The sequence below is a fragment of the Aphanothece hegewaldii CCALA 016 genome, from assembly GCF_003007785.1.
In the GTDB taxonomy this organism is placed as follows: Bacteria; Cyanobacteriota; Cyanobacteriia; order Cyanobacteriales; family Microcystaceae; genus Chroococcus; species Chroococcus hegewaldii.
Window position 1 is genome coordinate 42538 of sequence record NZ_PXOH01000014.1, and the last position, 18798, is coordinate 61335.

An 18798-nucleotide genomic window follows, 5' to 3' on the forward strand; every position below is an offset into this window, starting at 1 on the left:
ATTAAATCTATTATCACATGACTACTACACCGATCGCCCTACAAACATCTTCTGTGACCCAAGTTCCTGACCAATTGGGACGCTTTGGCCCCTATGGTGGGAAGTATGTTCCAGAAACCCTAATGCCTGCTTTAGCTGAGTTAGAAGCCGCTTACAATCAATATAAAAATGAGCCTGAATTCCAACAAGAATTAAACCAACTACTCAAAGATTATGTGGGTAGACCTAGCCCTTTATATTTTGCTGAACGCCTCACCCAGCATTATGCTAGACCCGATGGTACTGGAGCGCAAATTTATCTCAAACGAGAAGACTTAAACCATACTGGAGCGCATAAAATTAATAACGCCCTCGCTCAAGTCTTATTAGCGAAACGCATGGGCAAAAAACGCATCATCGCCGAAACAGGTGCGGGACAACATGGGGTAGCGACTGCCACCGTTTGCGCTCGTTTTGGTTTAGAGTGCATCATTTATATGGGTGTTCAAGATATGGAACGCCAAAAATTAAATGTGTTTCGGATGAACTTATTAGGGGCAACCGTGCAACCCGTGGCCGCAGGAACAGGAACCCTCAAAGATGCCACATCTGAAGCAATACGGGACTGGGTAACGAATGTAGAAACCACTCATTATATTTTAGGATCGGTTGCTGGTCCCCATCCTTACCCGATGATGGTACGAGACTTTCATCAAGTCATCGGAAAAGAAACTCGTCTTCAGTGCATGGAAAAATGGGGCGGTTTACCTGATATTCTTTTGGCTTGTGTGGGCGGTGGTTCTAATGCGATGGGATTATTCTATGAGTTTATCAAAGATCCCTCAGTCCGAATTATTGGTATTGAAGCCGCAGGGGAAAGCGTCGCATCAGGAAAACACGCAGCAACCTTAACTCATGGTCGTCCAGGTGTACTGCATGGTGCAATGAGTTATCTTTTACAGGATACTGAAGGGCAAGTCGTCGAAGCTCATTCTATTAGTGCCGGTTTAGACTATCCTGGAGTGGGGCCAGAACACAGTTATCTCAAAGATAGTCAACGGGCTGAATACTATAGTATTACGGATGCTGAAGCGATCGCCGCTTTTCAACGAGTCTGTCAACTCGAAGGTATTATCCCCGCCCTCGAAACCTCTCACGCTTTTGCCTATTTAGATATCCTTTGTCCTCAGTTATCGGGTCATCCTCGTATTATTATTAACTGTTCAGGACGTGGCGATAAAGATGTACACACAGTAGCCAAATATCTAGATTTATCGTTGTAATAGGTTTTTTCCTGTAGGGGTTTGGTCTCCAAATCCTTACTAGAATAAAAAGGTGAGCATTGCCCACCCTAAAAAAATACATACAATGTAATGCAAGAATTAACAGACCAAAGCCCCTAAACCTGCGACCATTTCCTGGGCTGTAATTTTGCCATCATGATTAACATCTAAAGCATCGAAAACAGCATCCGTTCCTAGCCATTCTTCACGAGTAATTAAACCATCGCCATCAAGATCATAGGATTTGAATATATCCGCCGCAGCATTACAAACGACGGCTGTTCCTTCAATTTGTTCTAGTCGTTCGGCTAACAATTTCTCTAGAGTTTCTAAGGCTTTTGTAAAACCTTGGATACCTTCTGAGAGTTTTTCGCTTGCCATGCGATCCGCCGCGTGCATTTCATCAAAAGTGGCTTGATCAATGGTAAGTTTTTCGATGTCCAAAGAGGCTGCGATCGCTGGATCGAGTTTCCGAGGTAAGTCAGCTTCAGTCGCTTTTAAATTGTCTAAAAGTTTCGGAGAAATGGTTAACAAATCACAACCCGCAAGCTCACAAATTTCGCCAATATTACGGAAACTTGCCCCCATTACCTCAGTTTTGTAACCAAACTTTTTGTAATAGTTGTAGATTTCGGTAACAGATTGAACACCTGGATCTTCTGTGCTAGTGTAGTCTTTTCCAGTTTCTTTGACGTACCAATCTAAGATCCGGCCGACAAAAGGAGAAATGAGAGTAACGCCCGCATCGCCACAAGCGATCGCTTGATGTAAACCAAACAATAGTGTTAAGTTACAGTGAATTCCTTCTTTTTCGAGAACTTCAGCCGCTTTGATCCCTTCCCAAGTCGAGGCAATCTTAATCAAAACGCGATCGCGGGAAATTCCAGCCGCTTCATATTCACTAATCAGATAGCGACCTTTTTCGATCGTGGCATCAGTATCATAAGATAAACGGGCATCTACTTCAGTTGAAACACGCCCTGGAACAATTTTCAGGATTTGTATACCAAAGGCAACCGCCAAACGATCAAATGCTAGTTTAGCCACCTCAAACGCCGGCGCATCTTTACCTAATTTTTCTCTAGCTAATCTGAGAGTCGTATCTACAATCTCTTGATACTGGGGCATTTGTGCCGCAGCCGTAATCAAAGAGGGATTAGTAGTCGCATCCTGTGGGGTAAAGGTTTCAATGGCTTGAATATCTCCTGTATCAGCTACGACAACCGTGACTTCTTTGAGTTGATCAAGTAGGGTTTTAGCCATAAATGCTTCCTAAAATTTATCGCAACACCCCTAATATAACGAAAGAAACCTAGCTCATTGTGAACAATTTACTAAAGTCTTTAGAATTGAAAACACAATTAGTTAATCTGTAACTTTAGTCGAGAATTGTTTTTCCTATTAGGCAAAACCCATAGGCACAATAAACCGATGAGTCACGCAACGATGTCTTACCCCTCTTCTTTCACTCGAATTAAAAAATAGTTAATTAAAACAACAATTTTAGCCATCAGGTACATAAGCATTAAACTGATTTATTAAAGCAATAAGTGTTAAAAAACCTTATTTCAAAGGAGCGAATCAATAAACTGATAACGAAAGAGTAATCAAACCGCAAAAAACATCGATATAATTATATCAATTTTCCAAAGTTATATTACATATTGTTAAGTTGGGGACTCTATTAGTGACGAAGCAAACAATACTTTGCTTTTCTCCTTGGAGAGTTTTAAAAAATTTTAAATTTTTCAGTGATGCTTATAGCCAATTTGGAAAAAAATATAAATTTGTAACAAATCGTACTTTTTTCGTACACAATAAAGAATATTAAATTAGAGTTAATCCCTGAACAACATTGGTTTAAGGTAGTGTACGGTTTATTTAAAATCACAAAATTTTAAGTAAAATCTTAAAAAAATCAAATTATAATTACTTTATGTCTTTTAACCCGTTAAACTTTTGATGATGTTGAAAAATTAGCCGAAATGATTATAATAACCAATACTTAATCATTAGCTAAACTCAATTTTTAATAAAGCTTACTTAATTTTAGATAAAGCTTTCATTAAAAAAAATTAGAAAAGAAAAAATATATCATTTTTCTTTCATATTCTCGAAAAACCCAACTTATAAACTAAACGCGAAATTCGGAGTAACTGTCAATGGTAGCAGCATTAGAAAAATCCATAGCAGAACCAAACCCGCTTAAGAGTGAAGAAGTCCAGAAAATTCATGCTTACTGGCGTGCTTGTAACTATCTCGCCATTGGCATGATTTATTTACGAGATAATCCTCTTTTAAAAGAACCTCTTAAAGCTGAACACGTTAAATATCGTCTATTAGGTCATTGGGGAGCAAGTCCCGCTTTAAGCTTTACTTATATCCATCTCAATCGTCTTATCAAGAAATATCACCAAAACATGATTTTCATGGCAGGGCCTGGTCATGGCGCACCTGGGGTTCTGGGTCCTGTATATTTAGAGGGAACTTATTCGGAGATTTATCCCGATAAAAGCGAAGACGAAGAGGGTATGCAAAAATTCTTTAAGCAGTTCTCTTTTCCTGGTCATATCGGTAGCCATTGTACACCCGAAACCCCAGGCTCAATTCATGAAGGAGGGGAGCTAGGATATAGTGTTTCCCATGCTTACGGAGCCGCTTACGATAATCCTGATTTAATTGTGGCAGTTGTCGCAGGAGACGGAGAAGCAGAAACCGGACCACTTGCTACATCATGGCACTCTAATAAGTTTTTGAATCCCATCCGTGATGGCGCAGTCCTCCCCATTTTGAACCTCAACGGTTATAAGATTGCTAATCCAACTATTCTTTCACGGATTTCTACAGAAGAACTAGAAAGCTTATTTGTCGGCTATGGTTACACACCTTATATCGTAGAGTGCAAAGAAGACGATGACTATCTAGAGTGTCATCAAAAAATGGCCGCTACGATGGAACATTGTGTTACTCAAATTCGAGCTATTCAACAGGAAGCGCGTTCATCGGGAGTGGCTAAACGTCCTCGCTGGCCGATGATTATTCTTCGTTCTCCTAAAGGATGGACAGGGCCAAAAGTCGTCGATGGCAAAAAAGTAGAGGGTTTCTGGCGTTCTCATCAAGTACCGATGGGAGAAATGCACACCAAACCCGACCATCTAAAACTTTTAGAAGAATGGATGAAAAGTTATAAACCAGAAGAACTTTTCGACGAAAACGGTACGCTGATTCCTGAACTTAAAGAACTGGCACCAACGGGAACACTACGGATGAGTGCTAACCTAAACGCGAATGGTGGTTTACTCCGCAAAGCCCTAAAACTGCCCAACTTCCGTAATTATGGCATTGATGTCCAAAAACCAGGCACTGTCGAAGTAGAAAATACTCGCCCCTTGGGTCAGTTTATGCGGGACATTATGAAATGTAATCTACATAACTTCCGTTTATTCGGGCCTGATGAAACCGCTTCCAACAAATTAGATAATGTTTACGAAGTTTCTAAGAAAACTTGGTTAGCAGATTATCTTCCCGAAGACGACCCCTGTAGCCAAATGTCTCCTGATGGTCGGGTGATGGAGATGTTGAGCGAACATACCTTAATGGGTTGGTTAGAAGGCTATCTTCTCACGGGACGGCATGGCTTTTTCCATACTTATGAGGCTTTCGCTCACGTCATTGATTCCATGTTCAACCAACACGCGAAATGGCTTGATATTTGTATTAAAGAAGTTTCTTGGCGAGCGCCTGTTTCTTCGATGAATATCATGTTATCTTCGGTGGTTTGGCGGCAAGACCACAACGGATTTAGTCATCAAGACCCTGGTTTTATCGACCTTGTAACTAATAAGAGTGCTGAAGTCGTCCGCATTTACCTACCCCCTGATGTCAATACCTTACTCTGTGTTGCTGATGAAGCTTTCCGAAGCACAGACAAAGTAAACGTCATCGTGGTTGATAAACAGAAACATATGCAATTCCTTAGCATGGATGAAGCGATTAAACACTGTGCTAAAGGCATTGGTATCTGGGATTGGGCGAGTAACGATGATTGCGGAACTGACCCCGATGAACCCGATGTCGTGATGGCCTGCTGTGGTGACATTCCGACGATGGAATCTTTAGCGGCTACGGCTATTCTAAGGGAAGAGTTCCCAGAACTTAAAATCCGCTTTATTAACGTAGTTGACTTGTTTACCCTAACTCCAGATACTGAACATCCTCACGGTTTATCCCACAAAGATTTTGATACTTTGTTTACTCCCGATAAACCCGTCATCTTCAACTTTCATGGTTATCCTTGGTTAATTCATAAGCTAACCTATCGCCGTACCAATCAACATCGAATTCGGGTTCGCGGTTACAAAGAAGAAGGTAATATTAATACTCCTTTAGAGTTGGCTATTCGTAACCAAGTTGACCGTTTTAACCTCGTTATTGATGTGATTGACCGTGTTCCTAAACTCGGTTCGGCGGCCGCACACGCTAAAGAACGCATGAAGAACGCGATTATTGAAAACCTCGATTACGCTTTCACCAACGGTATCGATAAAGAGGAAATCGTTAACTGGAAATGGCCTTACTAGGGTTGTAAGTTCATAGATTGATTAGTAGGAGTAGGCTTTAAGTTTACTCCTATTTTTTAAAAACGCTTTTTTGGCTTTAAACCTTGCTGCCCTGGTTGAATAGGTTGATTGTCAGGGTCTGTTAAAGCATTTTGCTCAACCTCTAATTCTGACATTTTTTCAACACGTTCCCAATCTGTTAAGTCTTCTAATTTTTTAACTTGCTCAAGTGTTATTCTTGTAATAAATTTCTCTTTCATTTTTTGTGGCCTTCCTTGCACTAATTAAGCGGATTCTCGAACCTCGCACAGTATAAACAATAGTTAAAAGCTGACCTCCTGCTTGTCCAGAAGACTTTACAGCAATGATAAAATTATAGATAATAATTTTTATATTTAACTATGACTTCAACAACAACATTTTTGGAACAAAAAGTTACTTATACTCTTGAAGTAGAAGGAAAATTTTATCTTATTGAAAATGTACCTGCTAGAGTTAGCATTGAAACGGGCGAGCGTTTTTTCTCTCCTGAAACTGTAGAAAAATTACAGCAAATTATATGGCAAGAAAAACAACCCACAAGAATAATTGAAACGCCTGTTTATGAGTTTAGTTAATTGAATTAATTTTTTTGGGCTTGGAAATCAAGCCCCTACAAGTGGAATCTATATTAGCGTAGGGGTTTGGTCTCCAAACCTTCTATTTTTAATATCAATAATTTCTGACTATCACCACAATTTTAAGTCAAATAATTCCTCACAATCTCCACAATGCGTTCTGATGCTTTCCCATCACCAAAAGGATTAATTGCATTCGCCATTTTTTCGTAAGCGGTCCGATCGCTCAATAACTCTCCAGCTTGTTGTAAAATCTGATTAGGATTCGTACCAATCAATTTAGCGGTTCCTGCTTCCACTGCTTCGGGGCGTTCGGTGGTTTCCCGCAACACTAAAACTGGTTTTCCTAAACTGGGGGCTTCTTCTTGAATTCCGCCAGAATCAGTTAATAATAAATAACAACGTTGAATCGCTCCGACTAACTCTGCATAATCTAGCGGTTCTGTCAAGAAAACTCTTGGATGTTCGCCGAGTGCCGCTTGAATAGGTTCTCTAACCGTTGGATTGCGGTGTAAAGGTAATAATAAAGCCGTATCAGGAAAGGTGTCTAAAACAAGCTGAAAACCCTTAATAATATCCTGTAACGGTTCGCCCCAATTTTCTCGACGATGCACAGTGGCTAAAAGTACTCGATATTGAGTCCAGTCTAAATCAGGAATATTACAAACGGGTTGACGTTGGGCTACTTTTAATAGTGCATCAATGACGGTATTTCCCGTGTGATGAATTTCCCCTGTTACACCCGAATGATTAAGATTTTTCACCGCTAACTGAGTCGGGGCAAAATGAAGCTGTGTAAGTTGAGAAATTAAACGTCTATTTGCTTCTTCAGGATAAGGATTATAAATATCATTTGTTCTTAAACCCGCTTCTACATGACCTACAGAAATCTTTTGATAAAAAGCCGCTAAAGCTGCTGCAAAGGCTGTTGTTGTATCGCCTTGGACGATAACTAATTGAGGTTGTATTGTTTGGAATATATTTTCTAAACCTTGTAAACTCCGATAAGTAATATCAGTTAATGTTTGTTGTGGCTGCATAATATTTAGGTCATCATCAGCTTGCAAGTCAAAAAGATTCATGACTTGTTCGACCATTTCTCGATGTTGTCCAGTTAAAATAACATGAGTTTTAAAATCCGAGCAATTCCGAAAAGCTTGGATAACTGGAGCAAGTTTAATCGCTTCTGGGCGTGTTCCTAGGGTAATACAAATAGAAGAAATAGACATTATTAGTTAATTATAATTAATCATTAATAGCTTTTAGTTTTTGTTGTTTTTCGTCAATAATTTTAGGTTGAGTGAGAAAATCATCAGAACTTTGAGGTTGGAAATCATTCAATTCTAGTTTATTAGAGGTTGTCTTTTGTAAATTTTGTTGTGCAAGTTCTAAAGATTTAGCAATCCTAATTTGTTCTTCGAGATGATCTGCTGAAGACACTAAATTACTCAATCCATTAATGAGAATACGAATATTTTCACGAAGTTTAGGATCGCCGAGTATTTCATCAAGATCTGATGTGAGTTTTTGGGTATTCGCAAAAGTAACACGGGCTGAGTCTAAGGTTTGTTGTAGCGTCACGACGATAGTCGGATCATTAAAGCTTTTCGATAAATCTCTTAAATTGGCTGATGCTTCTGCTGCATTAGCGGTTAGAGTTTGAAGGTTTTGTACAAGTGCTTGAGTATCTGTTTGATCTAACGTTTGATTCACTGTGCCAACTGTCGTATTGAGATTGCTTGCTAAATTATTTAATTCTGAACTAGCTGTATAAATTCGATCAATCGTTTCCACCAGTTTAGAACGATTTGCCCCGATTAACACATTAAGATTGCTCACCAGTTGTGAGGTTTCATCAACGGTTTTAGTAACTTTAATTCCATTGGCTGTAACAACACTATTAGCATTATTAATTAAACGAGATGTATCTGCGGCGGTTTTTGTTGCAGATTGACTGACAGAGGAAATTTCTTTCGTCACCGTCGATATATCTTTTTGGGCGGATCTAAGAATGATCGCAGCATCATCAGTTAGTCTAGCCAATCTCGCCGCCGCTACAGAGGCATTTTTTGTCGCACTATTAAGATTATCGACAAAAGCTTGATCGCTGTAAGTTTCGGCTAATTGAATCATACTAGCAAAGATATCGGGGGCGTTTTCTCCCGATAAGCGATCGCCTTGACAAATGACGAGATTTGAGTCACAGTCTTCGCTTAAGGGGCTAATCTGAGGGACATCGGGGGGTAATTTTGTCAAGGGTAAAATATCAACCGAGGCATCACCAATTAAACCATAACGATTGGTTGTTACAACCACATTTTTCGGAATTTGTAAAGAGGCGGAAGAAATTTCAATCGTAGCCTCAACCTTATTACTACCTGGTTGTAAGTCAACGATTTTACCAACAGTAACACCACGAAAACGTACTGGCGCACCAATTTGCATTCCATCCACTGTCGGAAAAGAAGTCGTAAACTGATAGGTTTTTTCACCCCAGCCACCACCTCGTAACCAAATAGTGATCCCACCAAAGACAATCAGTCCTAGTAAGGCAAAGATTCCGATAGAACCTTCTCGAATGGCACGCGATCGCAGCATAGCATTGCCTCATTAGATGAATAAAAGTATAGTTTAATCGATGACGCGAATCGGCCCATTAATGCTACCACTAAAAAATTGTCGCATCAAAGCATTATCGGTCACATCAATCTCATCTACGCCGCCTTGCCATTGTACTTGACCTTGATAGAGCATCACAACGCGATCGGCCGTCCGCCGAATTGTACTATCTTGGTGGGAAACCATCACATATGAACCGCATCCCTTTTGATTTTGTTTTAAATGACGTACTAAATCTTCGATCACCGTTGAAGCGATGGGATCAAGTCCGGCGGTGGGTTCATCATACAAGACTAACTCAGGACGTTCTCTATGATTATCGGGATTTGCAATCAAAGCACGTGCAAAACTGACGCGCTTTTTCATTCCTCCTGAAAGTTCCGACGGATAGCGATCGCCAATATTTTCTAATCCGATCATGTGTAAAGCTTCTTCGACAATTTCTCGAATACGACGACGAGAAAGGTTAGTATGTTCATAAAGAAAAAAACCGACATTTTCCTCAACCGTCAAAGAATCAAATAACGCCGACTGTTGAAAAACAAGAGCCATTCGCATCAATTCTTCGCCATCTTCTACTGATCCTTTTCTCAGTTGTCCTTTGATGTAAATTTCTCCTTCATCTGGTTCCGTTAATCCTGCAATTAGGCGCAATACAGTAGATTTCCCAGTACCAGAAGGTCCAATAACAACCAGTGCCTCACCGCGATAGATGGTTAAATCGAGCTTATCTAAAATAACATTATTACCAAACCGTTTAGAAATTCCTCTGAGTTCGACTAACGGTTCTTTTTCAGTACAAGGAAGAGTCGGAGAGTGAGATTGAACAGTAGGGATAGATGCAGCGTTTTTGGGTTGATCTTGCCCAATCATAAATTCACTCATCTCCTTTTAGATAGTCTTCTTTTAGTTTAATTCATTCCGTCCGGGGAGTTTCCAAACCAAAGACACGATTAAACTCTTTTTGCACTTTGTAACCTGAATCGATCGATTCTAAAGGATCTTTTCTTAAACGGTGACGTAGACACAAAGTCATGACACGACGAATATCATCTACAGTAACCTCTTTTCGTCCTTCTAGGGCTGTGATGGCTTTTGCGGCACGATTCGTCACAATATCCCCTCTAAGTCCGTCTACATCCAATGCAGAGCAAACTTCTGAGATTTTCACCCTTAGATCATAATCTAGATTCACTTCGTTTAAAAGTTGCTGTGCTTGAATCAATTTTTCTTGAAGTGCGTCTTGTTCCGTTTGATATTGATCACAAAATTTAGCGGGATTTTGATCAAAGTCTGAGCGTTGTTCGACGATTTTAACTCGTAAAGCGGGTTCTTTTACGGTGCGGATTTCTGCGTGCATTCCAAAGCGATCTAACAACTGTGGGCGAAGTTCGCCTTCTTCGGGGTTTCCTGAACCAACTAAAACAAATTGGGCCGGATGACGAATTGATATTCCTTCCCTTTCTACAGTATTCCAACCACTGGCCGCCGAGTCAAGAAGTACATCAACGAGGTGATCATCAAGAAGATTCACTTCATCTACATACAGAATACCTCGGTTTGCTTTGGCGAGTAATCCTGGTTCAAATGCTTTTACCCCTTCTGAAAGTGCTTTTTCGATGTCGATCGTACCACAGACCCGATCTTCTGTTGCACCGAGTGGTAAGTCAACCATCATGACTTTTTTCTGTGTTGTTTGTAGAGGGATGTTTTCTTCTACTTGTCTTCTGACTTCATCACTCATCATGTCAGGATCGCTAGGATGAGAATTAAAGGGATCGTTTGCTACGACTTCAATTTCGGGTAAAAGATCGGCTAAAGCGCGAATTGTGGTCGATTTGCCCGTTCCGCGATCGCCCATAATCATGACACCGCCGATTTTAGGATCGATTACATTTAAGAGTAAGGCCAATTTCATTTCTTCTTGACCAACGATCGCAGTGAATGGAAATACAACCCGACGTGTTTTCGGAGGAGCTTGGATAGCAGTCATAATTACAGTGGATTACGGATAAATTTTTTGTTTAATGTTTTTTAAGCAATGTTTCTCATTTTCCCACAAACTTGTCTAAGCTTGAGGTGCTGTTTCCTCGGATAATTCTAGTAATTTTTCTTTGTCTTTACGACGTTTTTTGGCGTATAGTTGAATCGAAGCCGCCATCGCTACCACCAGCGCAAAAATTACCCAAGTGGTGAGATCTAACGGTAATTGATTTTTGAAAACCGCTAACATGACGATAATCACTAATAAGACGGTAGGTGCTTCATTTAAGGCTCTAAATTGCTGTCCTGTCCATTTACACTCATTTTTGGCTAATTTCTTCATAATACGAGCGCAAAAATGATGATAACCCAGCAGTAAGACAACGAATCCTAGTTTAATATGAAGCCATCCTGATTTTAATATTTCGGGTTCAGTGGAAATTAAACCAATTGCCATAGCGACTGTGACTAACATACCTGGTGTGGTAATGATGTTATATAGTCGTTTTTCCATGATTTCATATTGATTTTTTAAAATGCTGCGTGCGGGTTCGGGTTGTTCCTCTGCTTCTGCATGATAAACGAATAAACGAACAAGGTAAAATAACCCTGCAAACCAAACGACTACGCCAATGAGATGAAATGCTTTAAACCAGTAATAAGCCATATTGATATTTTAGTCACGTGTTCCCTTTTGTGAGTCTAATGCCTTCTGAGCAAGGTTTTTCGGTTTGTGCAATAAAAGTTTAAGAATTGTAATCTGGTCTGTAGTACACTAAGGATTAATAAAAGATGAAAAAATAAATCGGTAATTATTAAATTATCAATATTGTCAGGGAATTTATTCACTGTCTCAAAGCTTAAGTCGGTTAAAACCGACTAATTGAAGGATCTGTATTAATGTACTAATAATTACCTGATTAAATATTCATCTTCCATAAACTGACTCAGTGCAACGAGTCTAGTCCATTTTAATGGACTTTAGCTATGAGACAGGGAATTTATTCACTGTCGGTATTAATATTAATGTATTTACATTCTCTCCAGTGTAGAAATTCCGAGTAAAGATAATCCTAATTTTAGAGTTCTTGCCGTCAAATCACATAAAACTAAACGCGAGGTTTTAGTGGGTTCTTCCGATTTAAGTACGGGACATTTTTCATAAAATTGGTTAAATTTTTTGCTTACTTCAAACAAATATTCACACAAACGATTTGGATACAGTTCTTTTTCTACATCTAAAATAATGTCAGATAGTTGTAGTAAGTGTTTAGCTAAATTAATTTCGGTTTCTTCAGCTAAAATAATTTGAGCTTCTTTTTCTAAATTACTAAAATCTATTCCACCCTCACGACTAATGCTTTGAACTCTCGCATAAGCATACAACATATAAGGGGCTGTATTGCCTTGAAGATTCAGCATTTTTTTGTAACTAAAAATATAGTTACTAATACGATTTTGACTGAGATCTGCATATTTAACCGCACTCAAACCAACAATTTGTGATACGTTACTAATAAAGTCTTCGGTTTCGGTTCTTGATTCTTCTTTTAGACGAGTTTCTAAATCTTTTCTTGATTGAATAATGGCTTCATCTAATAATTCTTTTAGCTTGACAGTTTCTCCCGATCGCGTTTTTAATTTCTTGCCATCTTCACCTAAAACTAAACCAAAAGGAACATGAATAACTTCTACCGCATCGGGTAAAAATCCAGCTTTTTTAGCGACTTGGAAAAATTGAGCAAAATGGTTAGCTTGTCCAGCATCTGTAACATATATTATTCTTTCTGCTTTATCTTCTGTAATTCGATAACGAATTGCTGCTAAATCAGTCGTAGCATAGTTATAACCTCCATCCGATTTTTGTACAATTAGGGGTAAAGGTTGCCCATCTTTATTCGTAAATCCGTCTAAAAATACGCATTGTGCGCCGTCATTTTCCTCTAGTAATCCTTGTTTATCTAATTCTGTAACAATATCCGCTAAAAAAGGATTATAAAATGATTCGCCTCGTTCGATTAATTTAATATCGAGTAAATCATATATTTTCTGGAATTCTCTACGAGATTGATTACATAGAAGCTGCCATGCTTGAAGACTTGATGCTTCTCCTGCTTGTAATTTAACCACTTCTTGTCTAGCAGTTTCACGGAAAACCTCATCTTCATCAAAACGGATTTTTGCTTGTTTATAAAGCGTCACTAAATCGCCTAAATCAATCACATCGGCAGTGGTTAAAACTTCGGGATATACTTCTTTAAGATAAGCGATAAGCATACCAAATTGTGTACCCCAATCGCCAATATGATTGAGTCTTAAAACATCATGTCCTCGAAATTCTAAGACTCTAGCAATACAATCACCAATAATAGTAGATCGTAAATGTCCCACGTGCATTTCTTTAGCAATGTTTGGACTAGAAAAGTCAACGATTATTTTTTGTGGATGAGTGGCTTTTTCTACTCCTAAAAGGGAGTCAAGATTAATTTCACTTAGAAGGGTTTCTAAATAACTTGGTTCTAGACTCAGATTAATAAAACCAGGTCCCGCAATTTCTGGGGGTTTACAGATATTATTTAAGTTTAAATGATCAATAATTTTTTGTGCGATCGTTCTTGGTGGTTCGCCTAATTTTTTTGCCAAAGAAAGAGGAATATTAGACTGATAATCGCCAAATTTAGGATTACTAGCTAAAACAACTAAGGGATCAATTTGATAATATTCTTCTCCAAAAGCGTCTCCTAATGCTTTTCTAAATTCAGAGCGAATGACTTCTATAATTAATTTCATAATAAATTTAACAAATTATCCTAAAAAAACAATAGGGTGAGCCAAAACCCACCCCGAATTAGTAAACAGTGAACCTGTCTAAATATCTTGGTTTGCTTAAGCCATACGAGAGTAGTACTCAACAACTAACAATTCATTAATTTTAAGTGCAATCCATTCTCGATCTATTACACTGTTAACTTTGCCGACGAGGGTGTTTTTATCAAATTCTAAATGACTGGGGAGGTTTGCTAAACCTGGATACTCCATATTCGCTTTAACTAGATTACGGGAACGATCTTGATCTTTTACCCCAATCACGTCACCAGGGCGACACTGATAGCTAGGAATATCAACAACTCTACCATTAACCGTCACATGACCATGATTAACTAACTGACGAGCGCCGGGGATTGTTCCCGCCATACCCATACGAAAAACAGTATTATCTAAGCGCATTTCTAACATTTGCAACAAAGCTAAACCCGTAGAACCTGTAGCGCGACGGGCGCGACGAACATAACGAATTAATTGCGTTTCACTAACACCGTAGTTGAAACGTAATTTCTGTTTTTCTTCTAAACGAATCGCATATTCTGAACGTTTTCTGCGGTTTTGTCCGTGTTGTCCTGGGGGATAGGCGCGACGGGCATTTTTACGAGTCAATCCGGGTAAATCTCCCAGACGACGTACAATTCTTAGGCGAGGGCCTCTATAACGAGACATATAAGCAATTTTCTCCTGTTTAAAATTTATCCCAAAACTATAATTATATGTCTTTTCCCCCAACTTTAGGTAAGTCAGGGACACGATCTATCATTATAACCTAGCGCGTACTGTAAATTGATAATCGCCGCCTGGTTCTAGCTGATAATCGTAACGTTCTAAAAAACGGCCGAGGGGTTCAAGAATAAGGGCGCGTCCTAATGAAGGTTGTACAGCGAGATGCCCTCTCTGAAAATGCCATTGAAAACGCCATTGATAGAACTCGGTTCTAACTTCTCCTTCGAGTTTACCTTGTTGCCAAGATTGTTGAGTAATTCTAACGTAGGCAGTGGTTTCGGGTCGTTTTTTCGCACTCACGATCGCTATGTAGTTATAATTTGCTCATCAAATTTCAAGATAACAAATCCTCAGTTCAATGTCAGTCCCATCAATCTTGAGATGAGAAGATTATTATAGGAATTAGTGTCCTCAATAAGAGTGTTCTATGACTGACCCTCTTTTTCTTGATCATTGGAATTCGGAAGATATCAATCAAGCAATCCTTGATGTAGAAGCCATTCAAGAAGAAATCAACTATAAACAAGCGCAAGATTCTCTAAAAAATTTGGTCATTCATATTGATCTTTGTGAACAAGAAAAAATCGGTTTAGAATCAAATATTGCTCATCTAGTTTCAATGCTAGAAAAAATGGAGCAATCGGTTGTACAAATTGCCGCTTTTGGTATGGTAGGACGCGGTAAATCATCGGTTCTTAATGCTATCCTCGGACAAGAAATATTTGTTACTGGCCCTTTACATGGGGTGACTCGTTCGGTTGATGCGGCTAACTGGAAACTCACACAGGATGAAAATTATCCCGAAGTCCAAAAATTAATTATTTCAGGAATGGGGAATGCTCAAATTCAATTGATTGATACACCTGGAATTGATGAGGTAGACGGCGAAACCAGAGAACTTTTAGCTAAGGAAATGGCAAAACAGGTCGATTTAATATTATTTATTGTGGCAGGAGATATTACTAAAGTCGAGTATGATGCGTTGTCTCAGTTGCGAGAAGCGGGTAAACCGATGATTTTGGCTTTTAATAAAATTGATCAATATCCGGAAGCCGATCGCATGGCTATTTATCATAAAATCAGAGATGAGCGAGTTAAACAATTACTCTCACCCGATGAAATTGTCATGGTGGCTGCGTCTCCCTTGGTAACAGAAGTTATTAAAGACAAAGACGGCAAAATAAAAAGTAAAAAGATTCGCTCTAAATCCCAAGTTGATGCTTTAAAACTCAAGATTTTAGAAATTTTACATCGTGAGGGTAAATCCTTAGTCGCACTAAATACGATGTTGTACGCCGATGAAGTGAACGAACAAATTGTACAACGTAAATTAGTGATTCGAGAAGAAGCGGCTAATCAACTAATCCAAAAAGCGGTTATGACAAAAGCTGTAGCGATCGCACTTAATCCAGTAACAGTCATTGATTTATTCAGTGGTGCTATCATTGATGTGGCAATGATTTTAGCCTTATCTCATCTTTATGGGATGCCGATGACTCAACAAGGCGCAATTTCTTTACTACAAAAAATTGGCTTTAGTATGGGCAGTATCAGCGCTTCGGAGTTTTTAGCGACGTTAGGATTAAGTTCTCTCAAAGGGTTACTGAGTTTATCGGCTATTCCGACAGCAGGGGTTTCACTCATTCCCTATGTTTCTGTTGCCATCACACAAGCTGGTGTCGCGGGAGTTTCTTGTTATGCCATTGGACAGGTGACTAAAAAGTATCTTGCTAATGGGGCTTCTTGGGGGCCAGACGGTCCGAAAGCAGTAGTTATGAGCATTTTGGACTCTTTGGACGAAACATCGATTTTAAACCGCATTAAATGGGAATTGCAACAACGGCTATGAATTGGCTGGTTTTCTCCTATTCTCTGCCATCAAAAACGCCATCTAGCCCTAGAGTAACTCTGTGGCGACGCTTACGCCGTATTGGTGCGATAACCGTTAAAACAGGGGTTTATGTTTTGCCGGCGAAAGATGAATGTATCGAAGCTTTTCAATGGTTAGCACAGGAAGTACAACAAGCAAAAGGAGAAGCTTTAGTTATTCATGTCGAACAGTTTGAGGGTTTAAGCGATGAACAACTTATCCAACTGTTTCGAGATGCTCGCTATGATGATTATGGGGAAATTGAGCAAAAAGCTACTGAGATAGAAAATACGATTGATACGGAGCTAGAAGCAGCTATTAAAGAGCAAATACGAGAAAAGCTCACTAAAATTCGGAAACGTTATACAGAAATCCTTAATATTGATTTTTTTGATTGTCCTGCTGCGACTTCTGTGGCGATTCGTCTGAGAAGAATTGAGCAATTACTACAACCTTCTTTAGTTAATTCTTCGATCTCAGTTCTTTTATCAGACTATCACGATAAACAATGGGTTACTCGTCCTCGTCCTTTTATCGACCGTTTAGCTTGTGCTTGGCTGATTCGTCGTTTTATTAATCCTTATGCTATTATCCGATATTCTCTACATCCTCAGCCCTCTGAAATTGCTTTTGATATGAAAGAAGCAGAATTTAGCCATCAAGGTAATTTATGTAGTTTTGAGACGATGTTGTTACGGTTTGGTTTAGAAGACTCCGCTTTGCAGTCGATAGCGATGATGGTTCATGAACTAGATTTAAAAGATGGAATTTATCTATCACCCGAAGCTATGGGGGTTGAAACAATTGTTAGAGGATGGTTACTGGCAAACTTATCAGATACCGAGTTAGAAACCAGAGGCTATCAGTTGTTTGAGGGTTTGTATTTGGCTTTTTCCCAACTCAAAAAATAAATGTAATATTTGTTGCATTGAATAGCAATATATTTTACATTAATACAGAAAAAGTATTTTTGTTGGTGCAATCTAATCATGAACAATCATCCAGAGGAAGAGATTTTATTAGAGTCTCCCGAAACAGTCCCTTATTCTTTGTGGCAAATCACTCTTTATGCACTCAAATTAGGTTCTATCGGTTTTGGTGGCCCTATTGCTTTAGTGGGCTATATGCACCAAGATTTAGTCGAAAAAAAGAAATGGATTTCTGAAAAAGACTATGCTGATGGATTAGCACTCTCTCAACTTGCACCAGGCCCTTTAGCTGCACAATTAGCGATTTATCTCGGTTATGTTCACTATTACATCTTGGGAGCTACTTTAGTTGGGCTGGCTTTTGTTTTGCCGTCTTTTGTAATAGTTGTTGCATTGGGCTGGACGTATACCCGTTATGGTGGCATTAGCTGGATGCAAGCGGTTTTTTATGGTGTGGGAGCTTGCGTCATTGGCATCATTGCAAATAGTTCTTACAAACTTAGCCAAAAAATGGTCAAAGGGTGGCTATTGTGGGTGATTTATCTGATTAATGTGGCAATTACTGTAATTACTGAATCAGAAATTATCTGGACATTTTTAGTAGCAGGGATTTTAGTCTGGTTAGCCGAAGCACCGCCCAAAGACTGGTTTAAAGGGTCAAAATCTTTTTCAATTTCTTTAACTCCTTTATGGATATTGGCTCAAAGCGGAATTCCTGCGGTTAATAATGGAATATTAGGGAAAATTTTCCTATATTTTGCCCAAGCAGGGGCGTTTGTTTTTGGTAGTGGTTTGGCAATTGTACCGTTTTTGTATGGTGGTGTTGTTAAAGAGTTTCAATGGCTTACAGATAAGCAGTTTTTGGATGCTGTTGCTGTAGCAATGATTACACCAGGTCCAGTTGTCATTACAACGGGTTTTATCGGTTTTTTGGTCGCTGGTTTTGCTGGTGCTTGTGTTGCTGCTTTAGCTACATTTCTGCCTTGTTATTTTCTCACGATTATTCCTGCACCCTATTTTAAAAAGCATGGCAAACAGCCGAGTATTGCTGCTTTTGTCAAAGGTGTTACGGTTGCTGCTACTGGCGCAATTACGGGAGCAGTCATTGTTTTAGGAAGACGAACTCTCGTTGACTGGCCAACGATTATTATAGCTTTGGTTAGTTTAACTCTGCTTTGGAAGTTTAAGAAACAATTACCTGAACCTTTACTGGTTTTAGGGGCGGCTTTAGTAGGATTATTGATTTATCCGTTAATTCATCATTCTCCATAATATGATGATGCGCCTTGAAATCAATCATTGTAAACTTTTTTTTCTTTAAGAAATTTAAGTGAGATTGTTACTTTAACTCTTCAAACTGGGAAATCTATCAGTAGAGTCTCTGCCGAATGAAGTTGGGCAAAGGGG

17 protein-coding genes are annotated in these 18798 nt (G+C 39.1%); 6 read left to right on the forward strand and 11 right to left on the reverse strand.

The annotated features are described in order from the left end of the window. Nucleotides 1–17 precede the first annotated feature (17 nt). Nucleotides 18–1262, forward strand: a complete 1245-nt coding sequence (gene trpB, locus C7H19_RS13655; RefSeq protein WP_106457435.1) for a tryptophan synthase subunit beta — start codon at nt 18–20, stop codon at nt 1260–1262. Between the two features lie 99 nt (nt 1263–1361). On the opposite strand, the gene C7H19_RS13660 is transcribed toward trpB, so the two are convergent. After that, on the reverse strand, nt 1362–2525 hold the full coding sequence (locus tag C7H19_RS13660; RefSeq protein ID WP_106457436.1) for a transaldolase: 1164 nt from the start codon (nt 2523–2525) through the stop codon (nt 1362–1364). An 899-nt stretch (nt 2526–3424) separates the two neighbouring features. Here C7H19_RS13660 and C7H19_RS13665 point away from each other — a divergent pair. Further along, nucleotides 3425–5842 carry a phosphoketolase family protein gene (locus C7H19_RS13665; RefSeq protein WP_106457437.1) on the forward strand — a complete coding sequence of 806 codons (2418 nt, stop codon included), beginning with the start codon at nt 3425–3427 and terminating at the stop codon, nt 5840–5842. A gap of 56 nt (nt 5843–5898) precedes the next feature. On the opposite strand, the gene C7H19_RS13670 is transcribed toward C7H19_RS13665, so the two are convergent. Together C7H19_RS13670 and C7H19_RS13675 are read right to left on the reverse strand one after the other, a co-directional pair. Beyond that, entirely contained in the window at nt 5899–6081 is a 183-nt protein-coding gene (locus C7H19_RS13670) for a hypothetical protein (protein ID WP_106457438.1), read from the reverse strand. Further along, complete coding sequence (locus tag C7H19_RS13675; RefSeq protein WP_425428908.1) at nt 6047–6130, reverse strand: BrnT family toxin; 84 nt, start codon at nt 6128–6130, stop codon at nt 6047–6049. The genes C7H19_RS13670 and C7H19_RS13675 overlap by 35 nt, the downstream gene beginning before the upstream one ends. A gap of 92 nt (nt 6131–6222) precedes the next feature. Here C7H19_RS13675 and C7H19_RS13680 point away from each other — a divergent pair, with 92 nt between their 5' ends. Continuing rightward, nucleotides 6223–6438, forward strand: a complete 216-nt coding sequence (locus C7H19_RS13680) for a hypothetical protein (RefSeq protein WP_106457440.1) — start codon at nt 6223–6225, stop codon at nt 6436–6438. 122 nt (nt 6439–6560) lie between these two features. Here C7H19_RS13680 and wecB read toward each other — a convergent pair whose 3' ends face one another. The 8 genes from wecB to C7H19_RS13720 all read right to left on the reverse strand — a co-directional run bounded on the left by wecB (nt 6561) and on the right by C7H19_RS13720 (nt 14892). Then, nucleotides 6561–7667 carry a non-hydrolyzing UDP-N-acetylglucosamine 2-epimerase gene (gene wecB / locus C7H19_RS13685; protein ID WP_106457441.1) on the reverse strand — a complete coding sequence of 369 codons (1107 nt, stop codon included), beginning with the start codon at nt 7665–7667 and terminating at the stop codon, nt 6561–6563. 16 nt (nt 7668–7683) lie between these two features. Beyond that, nucleotides 7684–9036, reverse strand: a complete 1353-nt coding sequence (locus C7H19_RS13690; protein ID WP_106457442.1) for an MlaD family protein — start codon at nt 9034–9036, stop codon at nt 7684–7686. 33 nt (nt 9037–9069) lie between these two features. Continuing rightward, the gene (locus C7H19_RS13695; RefSeq protein ID WP_245927518.1) at nt 9070–9942 is read right to left on the reverse strand and encodes an ABC transporter ATP-binding protein; all 873 of its coding nucleotides are present in this window, start codon (nt 9940–9942) and stop codon (nt 9070–9072) included. A 31-nt stretch (nt 9943–9973) separates the two neighbouring features. Then, complete coding sequence (gene bchI / locus C7H19_RS13700; protein WP_106457444.1) at nt 9974–11050, reverse strand: magnesium chelatase ATPase subunit I; 1077 nt, start codon at nt 11048–11050, stop codon at nt 9974–9976. A 75-nt stretch (nt 11051–11125) separates the two neighbouring features. Beyond that, on the reverse strand, nt 11126–11707 hold the full coding sequence (hemJ, locus tag C7H19_RS13705) for a protoporphyrinogen oxidase HemJ (RefSeq protein ID WP_106457445.1): 582 nt from the start codon (nt 11705–11707) through the stop codon (nt 11126–11128). A gap of 365 nt (nt 11708–12072) precedes the next feature. Next, nucleotides 12073–13830: an arginine--tRNA ligase gene (gene argS, locus C7H19_RS13710; protein ID WP_106457446.1), complete on the reverse strand. Its 1758-nt coding sequence runs from the start codon at nt 13828–13830 to the stop codon at nt 12073–12075. A 96-nt stretch (nt 13831–13926) separates the two neighbouring features. After that, complete coding sequence (gene rpsD / locus C7H19_RS13715; protein ID WP_106457447.1) at nt 13927–14535, reverse strand: 30S ribosomal protein S4; 609 nt, start codon at nt 14533–14535, stop codon at nt 13927–13929. Between the two features lie 93 nt (nt 14536–14628). After that, complete coding sequence (locus C7H19_RS13720) at nt 14629–14892, reverse strand: DUF3146 family protein (protein ID WP_106457448.1); 264 nt, start codon at nt 14890–14892, stop codon at nt 14629–14631. 127 nt (nt 14893–15019) lie between these two features. On the opposite strand from C7H19_RS13720, the gene C7H19_RS13725 reads away from it, so the two are divergent. The 3 genes from C7H19_RS13725 to C7H19_RS13735 all read left to right on the forward strand — a co-directional run bounded on the left by C7H19_RS13725 (nt 15020) and on the right by C7H19_RS13735 (nt 18663). After that, the gene (locus tag C7H19_RS13725; RefSeq protein WP_106457449.1) at nt 15020–16441 is read left to right on the forward strand and encodes a GTP-binding protein; all 1422 of its coding nucleotides are present in this window, start codon (nt 15020–15022) and stop codon (nt 16439–16441) included. Continuing rightward, nucleotides 16417–17373, forward strand: coding sequence for a chromate resistance protein ChrB domain-containing protein (locus C7H19_RS13730; protein ID WP_245927520.1), 957 nt, complete (start codon nt 16417–16419; stop codon nt 17371–17373). The genes C7H19_RS13725 and C7H19_RS13730 overlap by 25 nt, the downstream gene beginning before the upstream one ends. A 78-nt stretch (nt 17374–17451) precedes the next feature. Then, nucleotides 17452–18663 (forward strand): chromate transporter, encoded by a 1212-nt coding sequence (locus C7H19_RS13735; RefSeq protein ID WP_106457450.1) that lies wholly within the window; start codon nt 17452–17454, stop codon nt 18661–18663. Nucleotides 18664–18798: the final 135 nt, after the last annotated feature.

Excerpts from the sequence above, each read along its gene's own strand:
- C7H19_RS13735 (WP_106457450.1), top strand. The coding sequence starts at position 17,452 with ATGAACAATCATCCAGAGGAAGAGATTTTATTAGAGTCTCCCGAAACA.
- C7H19_RS13665 (WP_106457437.1), top strand. The coding sequence starts at position 3,425 with ATGGTAGCAGCATTAGAAAAATCCATAGCAGAACCAAACCCGCTTAAG.
- C7H19_RS13680 (WP_106457440.1), top strand. The coding sequence starts at position 6,223 with ATGACTTCAACAACAACATTTTTGGAACAAAAAGTTACTTATACTCTT.
- C7H19_RS13725 (WP_106457449.1), top strand. The coding sequence starts at position 15,020 with ATGACTGACCCTCTTTTTCTTGATCATTGGAATTCGGAAGATATCAAT.
- C7H19_RS13730 (WP_245927520.1), top strand. The coding sequence starts at position 16,417 with ATGGGAATTGCAACAACGGCTATGAATTGGCTGGTTTTCTCCTATTCT.
- C7H19_RS13660 (WP_106457436.1), bottom strand. The coding sequence starts at position 2,525 with ATGGCTAAAACCCTACTTGATCAACTCAAAGAAGTCACGGTTGTCGTA.
- bchI (WP_106457444.1), bottom strand. The coding sequence starts at position 11,050 with ATGACTGCTATCCAAGCTCCTCCGAAAACACGTCGGGTTGTATTTCCA.
- wecB (WP_106457441.1), bottom strand. The coding sequence starts at position 7,667 with ATGTCTATTTCTTCTATTTGTATTACCCTAGGAACACGCCCAGAAGCG.
- C7H19_RS13695 (WP_245927518.1), bottom strand. The coding sequence starts at position 9,942 with ATGAGTGAATTTATGATTGGGCAAGATCAACCCAAAAACGCTGCATCT.
- hemJ (WP_106457445.1), bottom strand. The coding sequence starts at position 11,707 with ATGGCTTATTACTGGTTTAAAGCATTTCATCTCATTGGCGTAGTCGTT.
- C7H19_RS13670 (WP_106457438.1), bottom strand. The coding sequence starts at position 6,081 with ATGAAAGAGAAATTTATTACAAGAATAACACTTGAGCAAGTTAAAAAA.
- argS (WP_106457446.1), bottom strand. The coding sequence starts at position 13,830 with ATGAAATTAATTATAGAAGTCATTCGCTCTGAATTTAGAAAAGCATTA.
- C7H19_RS13690 (WP_106457442.1), bottom strand. The coding sequence starts at position 9,036 with ATGCTGCGATCGCGTGCCATTCGAGAAGGTTCTATCGGAATCTTTGCC.
- trpB (WP_106457435.1), top strand. The coding sequence starts at position 18 with ATGACTACTACACCGATCGCCCTACAAACATCTTCTGTGACCCAAGTT.
- rpsD (WP_106457447.1), bottom strand. The coding sequence starts at position 14,535 with ATGTCTCGTTATAGAGGCCCTCGCCTAAGAATTGTACGTCGTCTGGGA.